13 protein-coding genes are annotated in these 19,130 nt (G+C 72.4%); 7 read left to right on the forward strand and 6 right to left on the reverse strand.

The genetic code is table 11. From position 1 onward, the window contains the following. Positions 1-415 precede the first annotated feature (415 nt). The gene (locus ABZ449_RS07580; RefSeq protein WP_360341775.1) at positions 416-2,467 is read left to right on the forward strand and encodes a trypsin-like serine protease; all 2,052 of its coding nucleotides are present in this window, start codon (positions 416-418) and stop codon (positions 2,465-2,467) included. A gap of 47 nt (positions 2,468-2,514) precedes the next feature. Here the strand turns inward: ABZ449_RS07580 and ABZ449_RS07585 are convergent, their stop codons facing one another. The 3 genes from ABZ449_RS07585 to hcp form a co-directional block, all read right to left on the reverse strand. Beyond that, positions 2,515-3,486 (reverse strand): helix-turn-helix domain-containing protein, encoded by a 972-nt coding sequence (locus tag ABZ449_RS07585; RefSeq protein ID WP_360341778.1) that lies wholly within the window; start codon positions 3,484-3,486, stop codon positions 2,515-2,517. A 190-nt stretch (positions 3,487-3,676) separates the two neighbouring features. Further along, positions 3,677-4,726 carry a 2Fe-2S iron-sulfur cluster binding domain-containing protein gene (locus ABZ449_RS07590; RefSeq protein ID WP_360341781.1) on the reverse strand — a complete coding sequence of 350 codons (1,050 nt, stop codon included), beginning with the start codon at positions 4,724-4,726 and terminating at the stop codon, positions 3,677-3,679. Continuing rightward, on the reverse strand, positions 4,723-6,393 hold the full coding sequence (gene hcp, locus ABZ449_RS07595; RefSeq protein ID WP_360341784.1) for a hydroxylamine reductase: 1,671 nt from the start codon (positions 6,391-6,393) through the stop codon (positions 4,723-4,725). The genes ABZ449_RS07590 and hcp overlap by 4 nt, the downstream gene beginning before the upstream one ends. Positions 6,394-6,749: 356 nt before the next feature. On the opposite strand from hcp, the gene ABZ449_RS07600 reads away from it, so the two are divergent. The 3 genes from ABZ449_RS07600 to ABZ449_RS07610 all read left to right on the forward strand — a co-directional run bounded on the left by ABZ449_RS07600 (position 6,750) and on the right by ABZ449_RS07610 (position 11,551). Next, complete coding sequence (locus ABZ449_RS07600) at positions 6,750-9,515, forward strand: SpaA isopeptide-forming pilin-related protein (RefSeq protein WP_360342029.1); 2,766 nt, start codon at positions 6,750-6,752, stop codon at positions 9,513-9,515. Positions 9,516-9,706: 191 nt separating this feature from the next. Further along, positions 9,707-10,063, forward strand: coding sequence for a metalloregulator ArsR/SmtB family transcription factor (locus tag ABZ449_RS07605; RefSeq protein ID WP_360341787.1), 357 nt, complete (start codon positions 9,707-9,709; stop codon positions 10,061-10,063). 156 nt (positions 10,064-10,219) lie between these two features. After that, complete coding sequence (locus ABZ449_RS07610) at positions 10,220-11,551, forward strand: MFS transporter (protein ID WP_360341790.1); 1,332 nt, start codon at positions 10,220-10,222, stop codon at positions 11,549-11,551. A 181-nt stretch (positions 11,552-11,732) separates the two neighbouring features. Here the strand turns inward: ABZ449_RS07610 and ABZ449_RS07615 are convergent, their stop codons facing one another. From ABZ449_RS07615 to ABZ449_RS07625, 3 genes are read right to left on the reverse strand one after another with little or no spacing between them, the layout of a single operon-like run. Beyond that, positions 11,733-13,427: a GMC family oxidoreductase gene (locus tag ABZ449_RS07615; RefSeq protein ID WP_360341793.1), complete on the reverse strand. Its 1,695-nt coding sequence runs from the start codon at positions 13,425-13,427 to the stop codon at positions 11,733-11,735. Positions 13,428-13,448: 21 nt separating this feature from the next. Beyond that, entirely contained in the window at positions 13,449-13,877 is a 429-nt protein-coding gene (locus tag ABZ449_RS07620) for a sugar dehydrogenase complex small subunit (RefSeq protein ID WP_360341796.1), read from the reverse strand. Beyond that, the gene (locus ABZ449_RS07625; RefSeq protein ID WP_360341799.1) at positions 13,874-14,743 is read right to left on the reverse strand and encodes a nuclease; all 870 of its coding nucleotides are present in this window, start codon (positions 14,741-14,743) and stop codon (positions 13,874-13,876) included. Before ABZ449_RS07625 ends, ABZ449_RS07620 begins: the two co-directional genes overlap by 4 nt. 214 nt (positions 14,744-14,957) lie before the next feature. Here ABZ449_RS07625 and ABZ449_RS07630 point away from each other — a divergent pair, with 214 nt between their 5' ends. From ABZ449_RS07630 to ABZ449_RS07640, 3 genes are read left to right on the forward strand one after another with little or no spacing between them, the layout of a single operon-like run. Then, on the forward strand, positions 14,958-17,210 hold the full coding sequence (locus ABZ449_RS07630; RefSeq protein ID WP_360341802.1) for an MMPL family transporter: 2,253 nt from the start codon (positions 14,958-14,960) through the stop codon (positions 17,208-17,210). A gap of 5 nt (positions 17,211-17,215) precedes the next feature. Continuing rightward, complete coding sequence (locus tag ABZ449_RS07635; RefSeq protein ID WP_360341805.1) at positions 17,216-18,403, forward strand: sensor histidine kinase; 1,188 nt, start codon at positions 17,216-17,218, stop codon at positions 18,401-18,403. Between the two features lies 1 nt (position 18,404). Next, the gene (locus tag ABZ449_RS07640; RefSeq protein ID WP_360341808.1) at positions 18,405-19,046 is read left to right on the forward strand and encodes a response regulator transcription factor; all 642 of its coding nucleotides are present in this window, start codon (positions 18,405-18,407) and stop codon (positions 19,044-19,046) included. The last annotated feature ends 84 nt before the right edge of the window (positions 19,047-19,130 follow it).

Below are 19,130 nucleotides of genomic sequence, written 5' to 3' on the forward strand. Positions count from 1 at the left end.
GCGCCTGGCGGCGTCCATTGGAGTCGGCCGCGGAGATCGAATCAAGCGCCGGAAATGCCGTGGTAAATGTCCCTTTCGGTCGCCCTCGCGACGGCTTCCCGGCCCTCACCGGCCGTTGGGTGCCGGCATGGAGCCCGAGCTGCCGTGCCGTCAGTCGACGTTGGGCCAAGTGCTGTCGACGCTGTGCAAAATTCGGCCGCGCCGCCTCCTGGCAGACTCCAGCCGGCGGCACCGAAGCCGAATCGTCGTTTCCGCGCCCTCGGATTGGCGTGAACGAATTCGGGCTTTTCATCCGGGCGGGATGCTTTCTCCGGGCGAGGGTGAGGGCCTGTCCCCGGATGCCGATTCGGAGGGCCGCCGTGATTTCTTTCGTCTCGATCCGATGGGGTGGGGTTCCATGAGAAAAAATCCACGTATGCGCGGCGCCATGGCGGCGGCGACCGCTCTCGTCCTCGCCACCGTGGCGGGCTGGAGCACCGCCTCGGCAGCGCCGGCCGGTGCCACACAGTCCGGGGCGGCGGACGGACCCACGTCCGCGGTGGAGACCTTGGCGTATCCGGGTGCGGCGCAGATCCTGGCGAGCCGGGGGATCACCCTGACGCGTGGCGACGGGGGCATCACGCTGACCGACTGCGGGAAGGCCGGGAGCTTCCAGATCAAGGTCAACGCGATCACCAAGCCGGCGAACCCCGATGACATGATCTGCTTCGCGGTGCCCGGGGCGACCGGCTACCTGGCGCTGTCGATCCCGGACGCGTACCGGGTCACGACCTACGGCCGGTCGGTGCGGGCGAGTCTGTCGACCGATCAGAAGCCGACCGAGACGGTCGACGTTCCGGCCAACGACACCAAGGGCATCGGCGAGTCGCTCGACCCGAAGAGCCGGGCGGTGCTCCTCGAACTGCGCGTCACCGGTTCCAGCGCCCAGCTGCCCGCGCCCCAGCCGACCGACCCGGCACTCGCCTTCGCGGCGAAGGTCAACGTCGGTGACGGCAAGCGCTCCTGCACCGGCACGCTGGTGGACCGGTACTGGCTGCTGACGGCGGCGTCCTGCTTCACCGACACCCCGAACGACCTGTCGACCGTCGCCGCCGGTGCGCCGAAGGACAGGACCACCGCCACCGTCGGCCGCACCGACCTCACCAACACCGGCGCCGGTGCGGTCGTCGACGTGGTCGAGCTGGTGCCGCGGCAGGACCGCGACCTGGTGATGGCCCGCCTCGCCAAGCCCGTGGACGGCATCACGCCGGCCACGGTCGCCACCACGGCGCCCACGGCCGGTGGGAGCCTGCGCATCCCGGGCTACGGTCGCACCGCCACCGAGTGGGTGCCCAGCAAGCTCCACACCACCACCCACACCACCGGCACCGTCGACCCGACCGGCGTCGACACCGCGCCGGCCGCCGGCCAGGCCCCGCTCTGCCAGGGCGACGCCGGAGCCCCCGCCCTGCGCGACAACGGCGGTACGACGGAACTCGCCGCCGTCGCCACCCGCTCCTGGCAGGGCGGCTGCCTCGACACCGTCTCGACCGAGACCCGCACCGGCGCCAGCGCCACCCGGGTCGACGACCTCGGCGCCTGGGTGAAGGAGCTGAGCTACCGTACGGCGGAGGTGAAGGCCGGCACGCACGTGCAGATCGTCGGCGTCAACAGTGGGCTCTGGGACACCGCCGTCGACCGCAAGACGGGTAGCTGGCTCGGCACGTGGTCGCCGATCGACAGCAGTGCGCTGACCGCGGTGGACAGCGTCGCGATCGGCGACACCGTGCACGTCTACGTGGTCGGGGCCGGCCGGGTCTACACGAAGGACGGCAAGGTCGGCGGCCCCTGGGGCCCGTGGGCCGAGGTGCCCGGCGGCGCCGGCGGTGTCAAGGGCATCACCGCCGCCGCCCGCGGCAACACCGTCGGCCTCCAGATCATCGGCTCGGACGACGCGGTGTACGAGAACCTCGGCGACTACGGCGCCGGCAGCTGGCGCGGCTGGGTGAGGATGGGCGACAACACGGCCAAGTACCTCACCAGTGCGACCACCCCCGACAACGTGCTCCACCTGTACTCGGTCGGCACCGACAGCAGGGTCTACACCCGCGACCAGCTGACCAACGGCCAGTGGACGCCGTGGGGTGAGATCCCCGGTGGTGCCGTCGGTGTCCAGGGCATCACCGCCGCCGCCCGCGGCTACACCGTCGACCTGCAGATCATCGGCGGCATCGGCGACCTGTTCACCACCTACGGCCACTACGACCTCGGCCGCTGGGACCAGCAGTGGCAGAAGGTCAGTGACAACAAGCTGAAGGCCATCTCCAGCAGTGCCGAGGGCAACGTCGTCCACGTCGTCGCCGTCAACGAGGACGACAAGGTCTACAGCCGCGACGCCGACTACAACGCCGGCAAGTGGACCCCGTGGGTCGAGATCCCCGGGGGCGCCGTCGGTGTGAAGGCCATCACCGCCACCACCACCGGCTGACCGCCCCGGATCGGGTGGGCGCCCGGGCGCCCACCCGATCCGACCCGTCAACCGTCACCGGGCTCCGACAGGGACCGGTGACGGTGCTCGCGGGGCGAGAGTCCGTATACGGCCTTGAAGGCGCGGCTGAACTCGGGGGCACGGAGCATGCCGCAGCGGGCGGCGATGGCATGGACCGGCACGTCCCACAGCGCGGGGTCGGCCAGGTCGCGGTGGGCCTTCCTCAGCCGCTGTCCGCGGATCCACACGGCGACGGTCTCACCCTGCGACTCCTGGGTGAAGAGGCGGTGCAGGTAGCTGACGGAGATGTGGTGCGCCGCGGCGACCACGGACGGGGTCAGGCCGGGGTCGTGGAGGTTCTGCCGGACGAACGCCCGGACCTTCTCGACCAGGGCCCGCCGCCGGGCGTCCGGCGGCAGCGCGGTCTCGGCGTCGAGCTCCTGGGCGAGCCAGGCCGCCACCAGGTCGACCGCGACCGAGCCGAGCCGGGATGCCTCGGCCGATCGCAGGGCGGCGGCCTGCCGGTCCAGCCCGAGCAGGAAGTCCGCGAGCAGTGCACCCGTCCCCTCGCGCCCGGACAGCCTCCGGCCCCGCAGGCCGCGCAGCAGCCGCGGAGGCATCGGCAGCAGTTCCAAGGGGAAGTCGAGGCCGATGCCCTCGACCCGGGGCTCTCCGGGGCCGCCACCGAAGAGCCGCGCGTCGTACGGGTGGGTACTGTCGAGCAGCAGCAGGTCTCCTGGCCTGAGCTTCTCCGTCTGCTCCGCGCCGGTCCTCAGTACTTCGTGGCCCGCCGTCAGGAGTGTCAGGTGGTACAGCTCCGGGCCGTCCGAGCGGCGCACCATGCGCTCGCTGCGCCGGAACCGCGCCGACGGGAAGGACGATCCCACCAGGGTCACAGGCCCCAGCCCGGAGCACCGTACCCGCGCCGTGAAGTCGTCGGCGTGAGCACTGGTGGCCTCGCACTGCCGGGCCTGTCCGATGGCCTCCCGCCAGTGCTCGAACCGGTCCTTCGCCGACATGTCGACATCTCCCGGTGCGCTGCCCGAACCCGTGGACATCTCCGCCCCCCTCACGTCACGATCCTCGCCGTGTCGGCGAGTCCTCCCCGGCGACATCATCGAATCCGTTGGTGGCCAAGCCAAGTAGGAGTTCGGACAGCTGGTGGGGGCGGGGCCGAAAGCGATCAAGGGGGGCGGCGGCCGGGTCCGCTCAGGTGGCCAGGAAGCGTTCCCGGTGCACCTGCTCGGGCGGAACCCCGGCCGAAGCGGCGGTGTGCAGCACGGCGTCGACCATCGGCGGCGGCCCACAGACGTACAAGTCCGGTGCGGTTCCGCCGAGTTCTGGCAGCGCGGCGGCCAGCAGGTCGGCCGGGGTGCCGGTCGGTCCGGACCAGTCCGGGCCCGGCTTCCAGACGCAGGCCTCGTACCGGAATCCTGGCAACTCGGCTGCGACGGCAGCGAGTTCGTCCAGTCCGAAGACGTCCCGCGGCTCGTTGACGCCGAGGAACAGCCGCGCGGGCTGGGGGTCCTGCCATTCGGCCATCCGGCGGACCATCGCCAGCAGCGGGGCCAGCCCGGTGCCGCCGGCCACGAACCAGCGTGGGCGCAGGCCGGTCTCCTGGAGACCGAAGGCGCCCTGCGGGCCGCGCACGGTGAGCCGGTCGCCCGGGCGGGCCCGGTCGGCGAGGTAGGAGGAGAAGTGCCCGCCCTCCCGCAGCCGGACGTAGAACTCCAGCCGGCCCTCCCAGTTGCCGGTGTTGGCGAGGGAGTAGGCGCGCTTCAGCTCGCTGCCGGGGGCCTGGAGCTCCATGAACTGGCCCGGGTCGAACTGGCAGTCCGGGTCGTCGAGGCGCAGCTCCAGCCGTACGGTGTCCGGCGTGACCGGGGCCACCGCTTCGACCGTGGCCTCGCGGACCGGGATGTCGCCGTACAGGATGCGGGACTCCTCGTACGGCAGGGCGGCCGTCAGCGGCCCGCAGGGGAAGGTGCGGCAGAGCAGCACCTCGCCGCGCTCGCGCTCGCCCGCCGGGAGGGCCTGCTCGCTGTACGTGCCGAGTTCGTACGGCCCGTCGGTGACCGAGGCGTGGCAGGAGCCGCAGGTGCCCTGGCGGCAGGAGGCCGGGAGGGCGGCACCGGCCTCCGCCGCGGCTTCCAGGACGCTGCGGCCGGGGGCGCAGTCGAACTCCAGCCGGCCGCCGTCGCGGGTGGTGAGGGCGACCGGGTGCGATCCGGCCTGGCCCACCGGGGTGTCCGTGCTCACGACGCCGTCCGTTCGAGGGCCTCGGCCAGGTCGGTCGCCGGGTCGCCGATCACCCGCAGGTCGAAGCGCTTCACCAGCTCGTCGACCAGGGCGGGGGTCAGGAAGCCGGGTAGCGAGGGGCCGAGGTGGATGTTGCGGATGCCCAGCGCGAGCAGGGTGAGCAGCACCGCGACGGCCTTCTGCTCCGTCCAGGACAGCGCCAGGGTGAGCGGCAGGTCGTTGACCTCGCACTCGAAGGCGTCGGCCAGCGCGGTGGCGATCCGGATGGCGGAGTAGGTGTCGTTGCACTGGCCGAGGTCGAGCAGCCGGGGGAGGCCCGTGATCTCGCCGAAGTCGTGCTTGTTGAAGCGGTACTTGGCGCAGCCGAGGGTGAGGATCACGCTGTCCCGGGGCGCGCCGAGGGCGAAGTCGGTGTAGTAGTCGCGCCCGGGGGTGGGGCCGTCGCAGCCGCCGATCAGGAAGAAGTGCCGGATGTCCCCCTGCCGCACCGCGTGGACCACCTGGTCGGCGACCGCGAGCACGGCGTCCCGGCCGAAGCCGACGGTGACGGCCTCCTCCTCGGCCGCGGTCTCCGGGAATCCCGGCAGGGCGTGGGCGGCCTGGATCAGCGGGCGGAAGTCGTGGTCGGCGAGGTGCCGGACACCGGGCCAGCCGACCGGTCCGGCGGTGAAGATCCGGCGGCGGTAGCTGACGTGCGGTTCGATGATGCAGTTGGAGGTCATCAGGATCGGGCCCGGGAAGGCGGCGAACTCCTGCTGCTGGTCCTGCCAGGCGCCGCCGTAGTTGCCGACCAGGTGCGGGTGGGCCTTGAGCAGCGGGTAGGCGTGGGCGGGGAGCATCTCGCCGTGGGTGTAGACGTTGATGCCCTGGTCCCTGGTCTGCACCAGGACGGCCTCCAGGTCCCGCAGGTCGTGGCCGCTGACCAGGATCGCCTTTCCGGCGACGGGGGTGGTGCGTACGGCGGTGGGCTGCTGGGGGCCGTAGGTGCCGGTGTTGGCGGCGTCGAGCAGTTCGATCGCGGCGAGGTTCAGCCGGCCGAGGCCGACGGCGCGCTCCAGCAGTTCGGCGGGGTCGGTCGGCTCGCCGGCCAGGTAGGCGAGGGCCTCCTCGACGCCGCCGAGGACCTCGGGGCTGCGGCGGCCGAGCACGTCCGCGTGGTGGGCGTAGGCGCAGATCCCCTTGAGCGCGTAGAGGTGGAGCGAGCGCAGCCCGACCACCTCCGGCCCGACCAGGGGGAGCCCGATGTTCACCCGGACGCCGGAGGCCTGGCCCACCAGCGTGGCCGGGTCCGCCGCGGGGGCCCAGGCGGCGGGGCCGGTGAGCGTCCGCGGCTCCTGTCCGGCGGCGCGCGCGGCCCGTTCGTACCGGTCCCTGACCCGGTCGCGGACACCGACGGCCAGCTGGATCAGGGCGGCGAAGCGGGTGGGGTTGAAGTTGACGTTGGTGAGCGTGGTGAACACCGCGTACAGGACGAAGGCCGCGGCCTCGTCGTCCGGGTCGCCGAGGGCGCGGGCCTCGGCCGCGTACTGGGAGATGCCCTTGACCGCGTGGATCAGCAGGTCCTGGAGGTCCGAAGTGGGGGAATCCTTGCCGCAGTTGCCGATCGGACCGGCACAGCCGGGGGTGGCGCCGGTGCGGTCGGTCTGTTCGCACTGGAAGCAGAACATGCGGGTCCTCCGGGGACTCGTGGTGTCGTTCGGGCGAGGCGGCGGGTGGGCGCCTCGACGCGTCCAGGATCGGGGCCGCCGGTGACGCCGCATCAGGGCCGGACGGCCCCAATCCGGGGCCGGGAGACCCTGCCGGGCCGGGGCCGTCGGGGGCGGTGGGGCTTCGCCCTCGTGCGTCCGATCGGGTGCAGCTGACGCGGCGTTCAGCTGAAACCGTTCGGCGGAGCGCCGCCGCCCGGGGCTCCGGCGAGAACACTCCGAGGGTTGCCTTGTGTTCAGATGATGAAAGGACTGATGTGAAGCCCAGTCAGCATCCGGCGGCCGCCGTCACCTGGGGACGAAAACTCGGCAGGGTGATGGGATCCGCCCTGGCCCTGGCGCTCGTCCCCTTCGGCATGTCGCTCGTCGCACCGTCGGCCGCCCACGCGGCCGGCCTTCCGGGCGGCCTCGGGCCCTGCCTGGGCGCGGACTGCCCGGCCACGTTCCCACCGGTCAACAACGGACCCTTCGCGGGCCGCGACGCCGGAGTCAACATCTTCGTCGGCGGCGACTTCAACGTCAGCGGTTCGGCCGCCGAGGCCGAGGGACACGTGGTCACCCTCGGCAGCTTCAGCATGAACAAGGCCGCCGGAGTCAGCTCCGTCTACAACGTCGGCATCGTCGGCGTCGGCTCACGCGTCCCCCCACCGGACGGAGCCGACTTCCTCACCGCCGGAGGCAACGTCACCGTGGCCCCGGGGCAGCGGCTCCTGGCCGAGGGCGGCGTCGTACGCTACGCGGGCACGACCACCGGCACCATCACCGGCACGACGGTGCAGGACCCGCAGGCCGTGGCCGCCTACACGCCGCTGCGCGGTGAGCTGCAGAACGCCAGCGCCTGCTACGCCGGGGTCGGCACGCCCCGCCCCGCCACCGGATCCGCCGTCAACCAGGGCTACCAGACCCTGTTCACCGGCGACGGCACCTCCGCCCTCCAGGTCTTCAACGTCGACTTCGACCTCGTCGGACGCGGCAGCGCCACCCAGGGCGTCGCCTTCGCCGGCATCCCCGCCAACGCGACCGTCCTCGTCAACCTCGTGGGCGACGCCCGCACCATCAACACCTACAGCGGCAGCCTCCAGGACACCGACCCCTGGAACCAGCTGCGCGAGCGCCTGCTGTGGAACTTCCCCACCGCGACGACCGTCACCCTCACGGGATCGGGACAGTTCCAGGGCAGTGTGCTGGTCGGCAACCCCACCAGCACCGCCACGATGAACCTGCCCGGCCTGAACGGACGGTTCTTCACCACCGGCACGCTCCTGCACAACTCCGGCCTGGGCATGACCGGGACCGAGTTCCACGCCTACCCCTTCAACGGCGACCTCCCGGAGTGCGGCAACCCCCCGGCCCCCACCGGCTCGACCAGCGTCACGAAGGCAGACTCCGCCACGGGCCGGACCCTGGCGGGCGCGACCTTCCAGCTGTGGCGCGAGACCAACGGCGTCGCGGGCCTGCAGACCACCGGAACCACCCCGGACACCAAGGTGGGCGCCCCCTGCCAGACCGGGGCGAACGGGGTCTGCTCCACCGCCGACCTCCCGCTCGGGACGTACTACTGGCAGGAGACGGCGGCGCCGCCCGGGTACGACCTGCCCCAGCCCGCGGTGACGACCGTGGTCCTCGACACCAACGGGCAGAACGTCCAGGCCACCGTCCGGGACACCCGGAGCCCCGTCGTCGAGACCGGCTCCACCCACGTCACGAAGATCGACTCCGCCAACTCGCAACCGCTGGCGGGCGCGACCTTCCAGCTCTGGCACGAGACCAACGGCGTGACCGGGCTGCAGACCTCCGGGGCCGACCCCGACACCGCCGTCGGCCCGCCCTGCGTGACCCCCGCGTCGGGCATCTGCTCGGCCAGCGGTCTGCCGCTGGGCACCTACTACTGGCAGGAGACCGCTCCTCCCTCCGGCTACGAGCTGCCCGAGCTCAACGTGACCACCGTGGTGCTGACCACCAACGGGCAGAACACCCCGGTGGACGTCGCCGACACCCAGAGCACCGCCCCCACCGGATCCACCAGCGTGACGAAGATCGACTCCGGCACCGGGCGGCCGCTCGCGGGCGCGACCTTCCAGCTCTGGCGCGAGAGCAACGGCGTGACCGGGTTGCAGACCTCCGGGGCCGACCCCGACACGGTCGTCGGCTCCCCCTGCGTCACACCGGCGTCCGGCGTCTGCTCCGCGGACGGCCTGCCGCTGGGCACGTACTACTGGCAGGAGGTCTCGGCGCCCAACGGGTACGACCTGCCGGAACTCAACGTGACCACCGTGGTGCTGGGCATGAACGGGCAGAGCAACCCGGTCGACGTCGCCGACACCCAGACCACCGCTCCCACCGGCTCCACCTCCGTCACCAAGGTCGACGTCGCCACCGGGCAGCCGCTGGCGGGCGCCTCCTTCCAGCTGTGGCACGAGACCAACGGGGTGGCCGGCCTGCAGACCACGGGGACGAACCCCGACACCGCCGTGGGCTCCGTCTGCGTCACCCCGGCGTCGGGCGCCTGCTCCGCGGACGGCCTGCCGCTGGGCACGTACTACTGGCAGGAGACCGCGGCGCCCCCCGGCTACGACCTGTCGCAGCCCATGGTGGCGACGGTGGTCCTCGACACCGGCGGGCAGAACATCCGCGTGACCGTCCGGGACGGGAAGGCGGCCGCTCCGACCACCTCCGTCAAGAAGGTCGACGCCGACACCGGAGAGCCCCTGGCCGGCGCGACCTTCCAGCTCTGGCACGAGACCAACGGCGTGACCGGCCTGCAGACCTCCGGGGCCGACCCGGACACCGCCGTCGGCTCCCCGTGCGTGACCCCCGCGTCGGGTGTCTGCTCCGCGAGCGGCCTGCCGCTGGGCACGTACTACTGGCAGGAGGTCTCCGCGCCCGAGGGCTACAGCCTGCCGCAGTCCCCGGTGACCAAGATCGAACTGACCAGGGACCACCCGTGCGTGACGATCACGGTCGAGGACCGCAAGTGCCCGCCGGAGCCGCGCCCGCCCACCCCCTGTCCGCCGGGCGGTGAGTGGGGCGAGTACATGCGCTACACGCCCGTGCCGGGCTACCTCTGGGGCGTGAACTCATGAGGGCATGAACGTGTGAGCGTGTGAGCGCGTGAGCTCTGTAAGCGCATGAGCTCGATGAGTGCATGAACTCGACGAGCGCATGAGCCGACGACCTGGCCGGAGGAGCCGACGGTGGCCCCTCCGGCCAGGCACGCCCGGTCCGGGTGCCGCGACGCTTCGGCAGGTGGGGCCCGGGGCCCTACGATGTCGCCATGAGCGGGAGCCTTCGGATATCAGGTGCACATCATGTGCAGGAGCTTCGGGACGACGAGCGGCTGGAGGCCGCGGCCGGCATCCTGGCGCTGCTCGCCGACCGCACCCGGCTCGCACTGCTCCAGCGGCTGAGCGCCGGTGAGGCCGACGTGACCACGCTCACCGAGGCGGCCGGAGCCCCCCGGACGTCGGTCAGCCAGCACCTCGGCAAGCTCCGGCTGGCCGGCCTGGTCACGACCCGCAAGGACGGCCGGCGCGTCGTCTACGCGCTGCGCCACGGCCACCTGCGCCGACTCGTCGACGAGGCGCTGAGCGTCGCCGACCACCAGATCGGCGAGCTCCCGCCGCACGACTGACCCACGCCGGTCCTTCCGGTCCTTCCGGTCCTCCGGCTCTTCGGCCCGTGCCCTGCGGGGTGCGGGCCGCTCTTTCGTCAACATGTGCACATGCGTGCACATGTTGACCTATCCTGGTCGTATCGTCCTACCGCGCCCAGTCCGAGCGGGGTCCCCATGCTGTCCGTGCTGCGCAACCGCACCTACGTGCATCTGTTCGCCGCCCAGATCGTCGCCCTGCTGGGGACCGGTCTCGCCACCGTGGCGCTCGGCCTCCTCGCCTACGACCTCGCAGGGGCGCACGCCGGATCGGTGCTCGGCACGGCGCTGGCGATCAAGATGCTCGCGTACGTCGGCATCGCGCCGGTGGTCACCGCGCTGGCCCACCGCATCCCGCGCCGGCGCCTGATGGCCGCCTCCGACCTCACCCGGGCCGCCGTCGCCCTCACCCTGCCCTTCGTCACCGAGGTGTGGCAGGTCTACGTCCTGATCTTCGTGCTGCAGTCCGCCTCGGCGGCCTTCACCCCTGCCTTCCAGTCGGTGATCCCCGAGGTGCTGCCCGAGGAACGCGCGTACACCCGCGCCCTGTCGCTGTCCCGGCTCGCCTACGACACCGAGAGTCTGGTCAGCCCGGCGCTCGCGGCCGCCCTTCTCGCGCTGATCAGCTACAACTGGCTGTTCTGGGGCACCGCCGCCGGGTTCCTCGCCTCCGCCGTCCTGGTGGTCTCCGCCGCCCTGCCCAAGCCGGTCCGGCCGGCGCCGGTGGAAAGGCCCCGGTCGGTGAAACGGCCCGAATCGGCCCGGCGGGAACCGGGCCGGGCCGTGCCCGGCGGAGGCGTCCTCGCCAGGTCCGTCCGCGGCACCCGGCTGTTCCTCGCCGTGCCCCGACTGCGCGCGATGCTCGCCCTGGACCTCGCGGCGGCCGCCGCCAGCGCGATGGTGATCGTCAACACCGTCGTCTACGTCCGCGGCCCGCTCGGCCGCCCCGCCACCGACGTCCCGATCGCGCTCGGCGCCTACGGGGCCGGGTCGATGGTCGTGGCACTGCTGCTGCCCCGAGTGCTGGACCGGCTGCCGGACCGGACCGTCATGCTCCCGGCGGCCTTCGGCATCGTCGGCCTCTTCGGCCTGCTCGCCGCGCTCACGGCCGCCGGGCCGGGCGCCTGGCGCTGGCCCGTCCTGCTCGCCCTCTGGGCCGCCTTCGGCGCGGTCGGCTCGCTGATCCTCACCCCCACCGGCCGCGTCCTGCGCGACTCGGTGGCCGTCGAGGACCTCCCCGCCGTCTTCGCCGCCCAGTTCTCCCTCTCCCACGGCTGCTGGCTGCTCACCTACCCCCTGGCCGGCTGGCTCGGCGCCGCCCTGGGCCTCTCCGCGGCCTCCGTCGCCCTCGGTGCCGTCTCCCTCGCCTCCGGCGTGCTGGCCACCCGCGCCTGGCGCGCGGTGCCCGGGACGGTGGCCCCGGCCCCGGCCCCGGCGAGCGGGAAACGCGGCGCCGCCGTCACCGGCTGACCGGCCGGTGCGCGGGGGAGGGACCGCGCCCACGCGAGGATAGCTCCCCCCCGACCGGCCCCCGGGCCAACAGCCCGAGGCCGGCCCCGCGCTCGCGGGGAGGCCCCGGTCGGGGCGCGGTGGCCGTGCCGAAGAGCGCCTGACTGTTTCTACCGGTCGTTCCGTGCTCAGCCCCGCCGCCCTACAGGGCGGCGGCGAGGGTGTCGGCGGTGCGCAGGGTGACGGCGGCCAGCTGGAGCGTGGGGTTGGAGGTGCCACCGGTGGGGAACACGGCGGAGCCGACGACCCAGACGCCGGGGTGGTCGTGGGACTGACCTGACGGGTCGACCACGGAGTCCGCCGCGGCGGTCCCCATCCGCATGGTGCCCATCAGGTGGCCGGAGCCCTTGTACGTCCCGGCCGGGGCGGCGGGGGCGATCTCCGCGGCGCCGACAGTGCCTTCGAGGTACTGCCAGATCCGGTGGGCGACGCTGTGGCCGTAGGTGAGCGCGGCCTTGGAGTAGGCGTCGACCCGGTAGGCGATCTTCGGGCGGGGCAGGCCGAGGACGTCGAGCTTGTCGGAGAGCGTGACCCGGTTGTCCGGGTTGGGCAGCTGCTCCGTGGAGTAGCTGAACCGCAGCATCCGGGTGACCCGGTGGTTGACGGCCTCCTGGAGCTTCGCGCCGGTCAGCAGGATCTTCCGGGCGGCCTTGTCCCACATGAGGGCGTCGAGCGCGGCCTCCGGCGACTGGGTACGGCCCCAGCCGTCGTTGCCGATCGTCATCCGGAAGCCACCGGTGTCCTTGCGGAACGGGCCGTCCCGGAAGTTCTCGATGCCGAGCGTGCTCTGCGGACCGCGGAACGGGAAGACCGGCTCGGCGAGCAGGCCCACCACCTCGTCGGTGAGGTGGTCCATCAGGTTGCGGCCGACCTGGTCGCTGGTGTTCCGCAGGCCCGAGATCAGCCAGAGCCTGGGGATCTCGACCGCGTTGAGGGCCAGCACCAGCTGCCGGGTGGTGACGCTCTGCTCGGCGAGGTCGGCGGTGGTCCAGTCCTTGAAAACGACGCTGGAGGAGCCGTCCGGCTGGGGCACCACCTTGGTCACCACGCACGCGGGTTTGAGCTCGACGCCGAGCGCGACCGCTCTGCCGACGTGGTGCCCGGCGTCGTACTTGGCCCCGGACGGGCAGATCGGCAGGCAGCTGGAGTTGCCCTGGCAGGAGCTGCGCCCCTGGTACTCCCGGGAGTTGCGGGCCTGCGGGGTCGTGATCGGCACCACCTCGACGTTGTCGATCGGCGGCATGCCGGCCAGCGCCTCGCGGACCACGAGGTCTCCGTAGCTCGGGGCGATGGCCGGCATCGGGAAGTCGGCGCTGCGCCGGGTCAGGGACGCCCACTCGGCGTCGTCGCCCGAGACGCCCAACTCCTGTTCGGCCCGGACGAGGTAGGGCTCCAACTCGTCGTAGTCGAAGGGCCAGTCCACTCCGCGACCGTAGACGGTGTTCAGCCGGAAGTCGTTGGCGAGCCAGCGGGGGGTGTTGCCGCGCCAGGCCCAGGTGCTGCCGCCGGTCATCCGCTGGAAGCCGCTCTTGAACAGGTCGGTCGTTCCGCTCTGGTCGTAGTACTGGTTCATCACGACCGGATTGCTGACACCGTCCTGGGAGGGGGCGAAGCCGTCCCTGTTGTTCGGCAGATCGGCGTACGGCGTCGGGACGCCCTTGCCGGGGGAGAGCTGGTAGGCCTCGACGAAGGCGGCCCGCTGCGTCGAGTCGAGGCCGTTGTTCCCCGCGTCCAGGATCAGGATGCGGGCGCCGGGTTTCGCGGCCTTCACGGTGCAGGCGGTGAGCGCCCCGGCGACGCCGGCGCCCACCACGACCAGGTCGAAATCGAAGTCCATAGGGGTCGGTTCCTCGCTCGCTCAGGGGTGCTGGGTCCAGTAGCCGTACCCGCTGGGCTGGGGCGGCTGCGGTGCGGCGGAGCCCGGGTGGGCCTCGATCACGCTCCAGATCAGTCCGGAGCGCCACTGCGCGGAGGTGCCCGGGGGATCCGGAGTCTCGTCCGGGTGGGGGAACAGCCCGGTGTACCAGACCGTGATCACGGCTCGCGCGGTGAGCGCGAGCGCGGCGTCGGCGTCCAGGGCGTCCTGGAGCGACTTGCCCGGGTCCGGCGCGCCCGTCGCGGTGGTCCAGGCGGTGAGCAGGCGAGGGAGATCGGCGGGGTAGGCGGCGAGGACGCGTTGCTGGAAGGCGTCGGAGAGCTGGGCGTCGAGCGGGGCCGTACCGGTGAGGTGCTCGGAGAGGCCGAGGAAGTCGGCAGTGGGTGGCATGGTGGGCGTCCTCCCGTTCACTTCTCGAGGAAGACGATGTCCTCGATGGCGGGGCGCAGCTTGACGGTGTTGCCGATGACGTCGACGACGTGCTGAAAGCCCCTGGTCGTGAACCTCGGGTCGGAGAAGAAGTACTCGTCGTCCTTGCCGGCCAGGAAGGCGGGGAAGCCGTCGAGGGACGGGCCGAAGAGCCGGAGGTAGTCGGCCAGGCTCCGGAACAGCTTCGGCAGGATGACCAGCTGGTCGGTGAGGGTGCCCAGGTCCTCGATCACGGCGCCGCTGTGGGTGACGTCGTTGGCCCAGACGCTGTCGGGCGCCTTCGCGGCCCGCGCCTGTCGGGCGGTGGCGGCCATGTCGAGGCGCAGTTCCTCCGGCAGGTTCGAGAAGAACGTCGGGTAGACCAGGCCGCGGGACAGCAGTTCGTGGTTGGCGGTCTGGTGCAGCATCGGGACGGTGACCATGACCGACGATCCGCTCGCGGCGTCCGGGTCCGGCGTGCCCCTGCCGACCAGCGCGACGCAGCGGCCGTACTTGTCCGCGCCGCCGGCGAGGATGTACCCGGAGACGGTCTCCGGGGTGGCGGAGGTGACCTTCTCGTCCCCTCCCCGCTGGACGTCGGTGAAGCCCAGCCAGGCCAGCAGGACGTCCCGGGCGGCGTGGGCGCCCAGGTCGAGCGGCTGGTGGGCGAACTCGGGACCGACGCCCTGGTAGTGGGTCTCCAGGGCGTCGATCCCGTCCAGCCGCAAGCTGGCGCCACCGTCCTTCACCTTGACCCCGCCGGGGACCTTGGACCAGAGGGTGATGTCGTCGGGGAGGAAGCGGATGGTATCGCCGTCCGGTTCGAAGCCCTTGATCAGGTAGCTGCCCTTGATGAGGATCATCGGCATGATGTCGCCCTCCGGTAGTCGAGTTGTGACCCATTGTGAGGTGATTCGTCGGCAAAGCACGGAAGTGTCCCGTCGGCGAGTTGGCAGGCGGCCGGCGCGCCCGCACCGGCCCCGGTGCCGGTAGCCCCACCCCTGCCGTCCACCGACCGGTGGACGGCAGGTTCAACCGGCCGGGCGTGTCGGGCGCCGCCCCCGGCCGACCAGGATCCCGGGTATGAGTCAACTCCCCGTACGGATAGCCCGATGGAGCGCCCGGCACCCGTGGCGCGCGATCGCCGGCTGGTTCGCCTTCGTCGTCCTGTGCCTCGGTGCCGGAGTCTCGGTCGGTTCCCATGCGGCCACGACCGAGGACTACCGGGTCGGTGAGGCGGGGCGGGCCGAGGCGATGGCGGCCGAAGGCGGGCTGCAGGCCAGGCCCACCGAACAGATCACGATCTACGGCAGGTCCGGCCCCGCGGACCCGGCCGCGGTGGCCTCCGTGGTCCGGGAGCTCACCGAGCGGTTGCGCGGGCTGCCCGAGGTGGACGGCGTCGGGGCCCCGGTCCGCTCCGTGGACGGAAAGGTCGTCCGGATCCCGGTGGTCCTGAAGGGCCCCGAGCTGGACGGGAGGAAGAACGTCGTCCCGGTCCTCGACCAGACGGCGAAGGTGCGCGCCGGGCACCCGGACCTGGTCGTGGAGGAGACCGGTTCCCCGTCCATCAGCAAGGGCGTCAACGACCAGCGCGGGAAGGACCTCGCGCTCTCCGAGCGCATCACCCTGCCGGTCACGCTCGTCACCCTGCTGATCGTCTTCGGATCGGCGGTCATGGCCGGTGTGCCGCTGCTGCTCGCGCTGTCCTCGATCGCCGCCGCCCTGGGGCTGTCCATGGTCGCGTCCCACGTCCTGCCCGACCCCGGCGTCGGGACCAACATGATCATGCTGATCGGTCTGGCGGTCGGCGTCGACTACACGCTCTTCTACCTCAAGCGCGAACGCGAGGAACGGGTCCGCGCCGGCGGCCGCCTCGGCCCGGAGGCCCTGGTGGAACTGGCGGCGGCGACCGCGGGCCGGGCCATCGTGGTCTCCGGCCTCGCGGTGATCGTCTCCACCGCCGCGCTCTACCTGGCCACGGACGTCATCTTCTCCTCGCTGGCGACGGGCACCATCCTGGTGGTGTCGGTCGCCGTGGTCAGCTCGCTGACCGCGCTTCCCGCACTGCTCGTGAAGATCGGTCAGCGGACCGAGCGCCGGGCGGCCCGCCGGGCGAGCCGTGGCAAGCCGGTCCGGACCGGTCGGGCGGAGCCCGAGGCCGGTCGGGTGGCCGGCGCCCTGCTCCGGCCCGCGCGCAAGCGTCCCGCCCTCACGCTGTGCCTGTCGACGCTGGTCATGCTCGCCCTGGCCGCGCCCGCGCTCGGTCTGAAGCTGGTCGACCCGGGCAAGGACACCTTCTCCCGCGACATCCCGGCCATGCAGGTCTACGACCGGCTGAACGCGGCCTTCCCCGAACTCCTGGTCACCCACCGGGTCGTCGCCCGTTCCACCCCGGACCGGGCGGCCGAGGTGCGCCGCGCCCTGGCGGACCTCGGCCGGCGGGCGCAGGCCGACCAGCTGTTCGCCAGGAACGCCGAGCCTACGGTGCGGATGTCCGCCGACGGCCGGATCGGCGTGCTGGAGCTGGCCGTTCCGTTCCCCGCGAACTCCGCCCAGGCGATCCGGTCACTCGACCGGATCCGGGGAGACCACCTGCCCGCCACGGTCGGCAGGCTCTCCGGCGTGGAGACGGCGGTGAGCGGTGACGTGGCCCGGGGCCGCGACTACGTGGACCACGAGAACGGCAAGCTGCCGCTGGTCGTCGGGTTCCTGCTGCTGGCCACCTTCCTGATGACCGTGTGGGCGTTCCGCTCGGTGGCCATCGGGTTGATCGGCGTCGTGCTCAACCTGCTGTCCGCCGGGGCCTCGCTCGGCCTCCTGGTCGTGTTCTTCCAGGGGACGTGGGCGGAGGGCCTGCTGGGCTTCGACTCGCTCGGCGCGATCGCGTCCCGGGTGCCGCTGTTCCTCTTCGTGATCCTCTTCGGCCTGTCGATGGACTACCAGGTGTTCGTGGTCAGCCGCATCCAGGAGGCCGTACGGAGCGGGAGTTCGGCGCGGGCGGCGGTGCTGGAGGGCATCAGCCGGTCGGCCAAGGTGGTGACCAGCGCGGCGATCGTGATGGTGACGGTGTTCGGCGCCTTCGTCGCCCTGCACCTCACCGAGATGAAGCAGATGGGCTTCTGCCTGGCGGTGGCGGTGTTGCTGGACGCCGTGGTGATCCGGCTCCTGGTCCTGCCGTCGCTCCTGCTGCTGCTCGGCGACCGGGCCTGGTGGCCGTTCCGCCCGTCCTGCCCGTCCCGTCCGGTTCGGGCCGCCGCCGTCGCCCCCGCGGCCGTCGCCCCCGCCGTGGTCGCCCCCGCCGCGCCCGTCGCCCCCGCGCCGGAGAGCATAGGCTGACGATCATGACTCAACGGCCGCAGCCCGACGACCGGTTCCGGATTCGGACCCTTCGGCGGTGGTACGCCGTGTCCTGGGTGGTCCTGGGCCTGTGCCCCCCGCTCGTCTCCGTGCTGGACGAGACCGGAACGGCCAGGTTCTGGTGGTCGTCGGCGCTGCTGGCCGTGATCGCGCTCTGCTGGGCGGTCGTGGTGGCCCTCCCCGGCAACCGGGTGCTGCGCCCGTACACCTTCCTGGCCGTTCTCGCCCTCGGCCTGGGCGGGTTGGCCTGGGCGCGCGGCGACGGTGCGGCGCTGTTCATCGTGTCGCTCCCGCACTTCTGGCTCCTCGCCGGGAACCCGCGGAACGCGATCGCCCTCAGCGGGGCCGCCGCTGCGGCGACCGTGGCCGGCATCACCGTCCACCGCGACGGGGACCCGGACCTCCTCACCGGCAACATCGTCTTCACCCTCATCGGCTACACCGCGGGCGTGCTGCTCGGACTGGGCGTGGCCCGGATCGTCGAGCAGAGCGACGAGCGGGCCCGCCGACTGAGCGTCGAACTGGAGAACGCCCAACGGCGCCTGCTCGATGCCCACCGGCTCCAGGGCGCCACAGAGGAACGCGAGAGGCTCGCGCGGGAGATCCACGACACCCTCGCCCAGGGCTTCGCGTCCATCATCGTGCTGGCGGAAGCCGCCCGTGCCAGCCTCGACACCGATCCCGGCCGGGCCGCCCAGCAGTTGCTCTCGATCGAGAACACCGCCCGCGACAACTTCGCCGAGGCCCGCGTCCTGGTCGGCTCCGCCCCGCAGGGCGGCCTCGCCCCCGGCTCGGTCTCGGGGACCCTGCGCCGCACGCTCGACCGGTTCACCGAGGACACCGGACTCATCGTCACCGCGGAGCTGCCGGAGGTCGAGTGCGACCAGCCCACCCGGATCGCGCTGCTGCGCTGCGCCCAGGAATCCCTGGCCAACGTCCGCAAGCACGCGGCCGCCACGACGGTGGACGTCGTCCTCGCGCTGGACGCGTACGGAGTCGAACTGGAGATCACCGACGACGGCCGGGGCTTCGTGGTCGAGGACTCCCGTGGCTTCGGGCTCAACGGCATGCGCAAACGCCTCGCCGAACTCGGCGGAGAGCTCACCGTCACCAGCTCGGTCGGCGACGGCACCCGCGTCCTGGCCGTGATTCCCGTGAACGGCCGGGTGTGACATGGCGGATGACGTGCTCCGGGTGATCGTGGTGGACGACCACACGGTGATGCGGGCCGGGGTCATCGCCCTGCTGGCCTCCGAGCCCGCCATCGACATCGTCGGCGAGGCGGGCGACGGCCGCGCCGCCGTCGAGCTGGTCGAGCGCCTGGAACCCGATGTGGCGCTGATCGACCTGCGCATGCCAGTCCTCGACGGGGCGAGCGCCACCGCCGAAATCCTCGCTCGCCGCCCGCGGACCCGGGTGCTGATCCTGACCACGTACGACACCGACGCGGAGATCGAGCGCGCCGTCGAGGCCGGCGCGATCGGGTACCTGCTCAAGGACACCACCCGCGACCAACTCGTCGACGCCATCCGCTCCGCGGCCCGGGGCGAGACCGTCCTGGCGCCACGGGTCGCCGAGCGGCTCGTCGCCCGGATGCGCCGGCCCGCGCCGGCGGCCCTGACCGCACGCGAGGTCGACGTACTGAGCGCCGTCGCCGACGGGCTCTCCAACGTGGAGATCGGCCGACGGCTGGTCATCGCGGAGGCCACGGTGAAGACCCATCTCCTGCGGATCTTCGCCAAACTCGACGTCAGCGACCGCACCCACGCGGTGGTCGTGGCCCTCGACCGCGGCCTGCTGGACCGCCGCCACTGACGCGGTCGCGGAGCCGTGGACTCCGCCGCCACTGACGTCGTCGCGGAGCCGTAGACTCCAGCGGTGATCGCCGACGGTGTCCGG

The organism is Kitasatospora sp. NPDC005856 (assembly GCF_040629945.1).
Classification (GTDB): Bacteria; Actinomycetota; Actinomycetes; order Streptomycetales; family Streptomycetaceae; genus Kitasatospora.

Coding starts and splice junctions, on each gene's coding strand:
- ABZ449_RS07610 (WP_360341790.1), top strand. CDS start 10,220: ATGCTGTCCGTGCTGCGCAACCGCACCTACGTGCATCTGTTCGCCGCC.
- ABZ449_RS07585 (WP_360341778.1), bottom strand. CDS start 3,486: ATGTCGGCGAAGGACCGGTTCGAGCACTGGCGGGAGGCCATCGGACAG.
- ABZ449_RS07600 (WP_360342029.1), top strand. CDS start 6,750: ATGGGATCCGCCCTGGCCCTGGCGCTCGTCCCCTTCGGCATGTCGCTC.
- ABZ449_RS07615 (WP_360341793.1), bottom strand. CDS start 13,427: ATGGACTTCGATTTCGACCTGGTCGTGGTGGGCGCCGGCGTCGCCGGG.
- hcp (WP_360341784.1), bottom strand. CDS start 6,393: ATGTTCTGCTTCCAGTGCGAACAGACCGACCGCACCGGCGCCACCCCC.
- ABZ449_RS07635 (WP_360341805.1), top strand. CDS start 17,216: ATGACTCAACGGCCGCAGCCCGACGACCGGTTCCGGATTCGGACCCTT.
- ABZ449_RS07605 (WP_360341787.1), top strand. CDS start 9,707: ATGAGCGGGAGCCTTCGGATATCAGGTGCACATCATGTGCAGGAGCTT.
- ABZ449_RS07580 (WP_360341775.1), top strand. CDS start 416: ATGCGCGGCGCCATGGCGGCGGCGACCGCTCTCGTCCTCGCCACCGTG.
- ABZ449_RS07640 (WP_360341808.1), top strand. CDS start 18,405: ATGGCGGATGACGTGCTCCGGGTGATCGTGGTGGACGACCACACGGTG.
- ABZ449_RS07630 (WP_360341802.1), top strand. CDS start 14,958: ATGAGTCAACTCCCCGTACGGATAGCCCGATGGAGCGCCCGGCACCCG.
- ABZ449_RS07625 (WP_360341799.1), bottom strand. CDS start 14,743: ATGCCGATGATCCTCATCAAGGGCAGCTACCTGATCAAGGGCTTCGAA.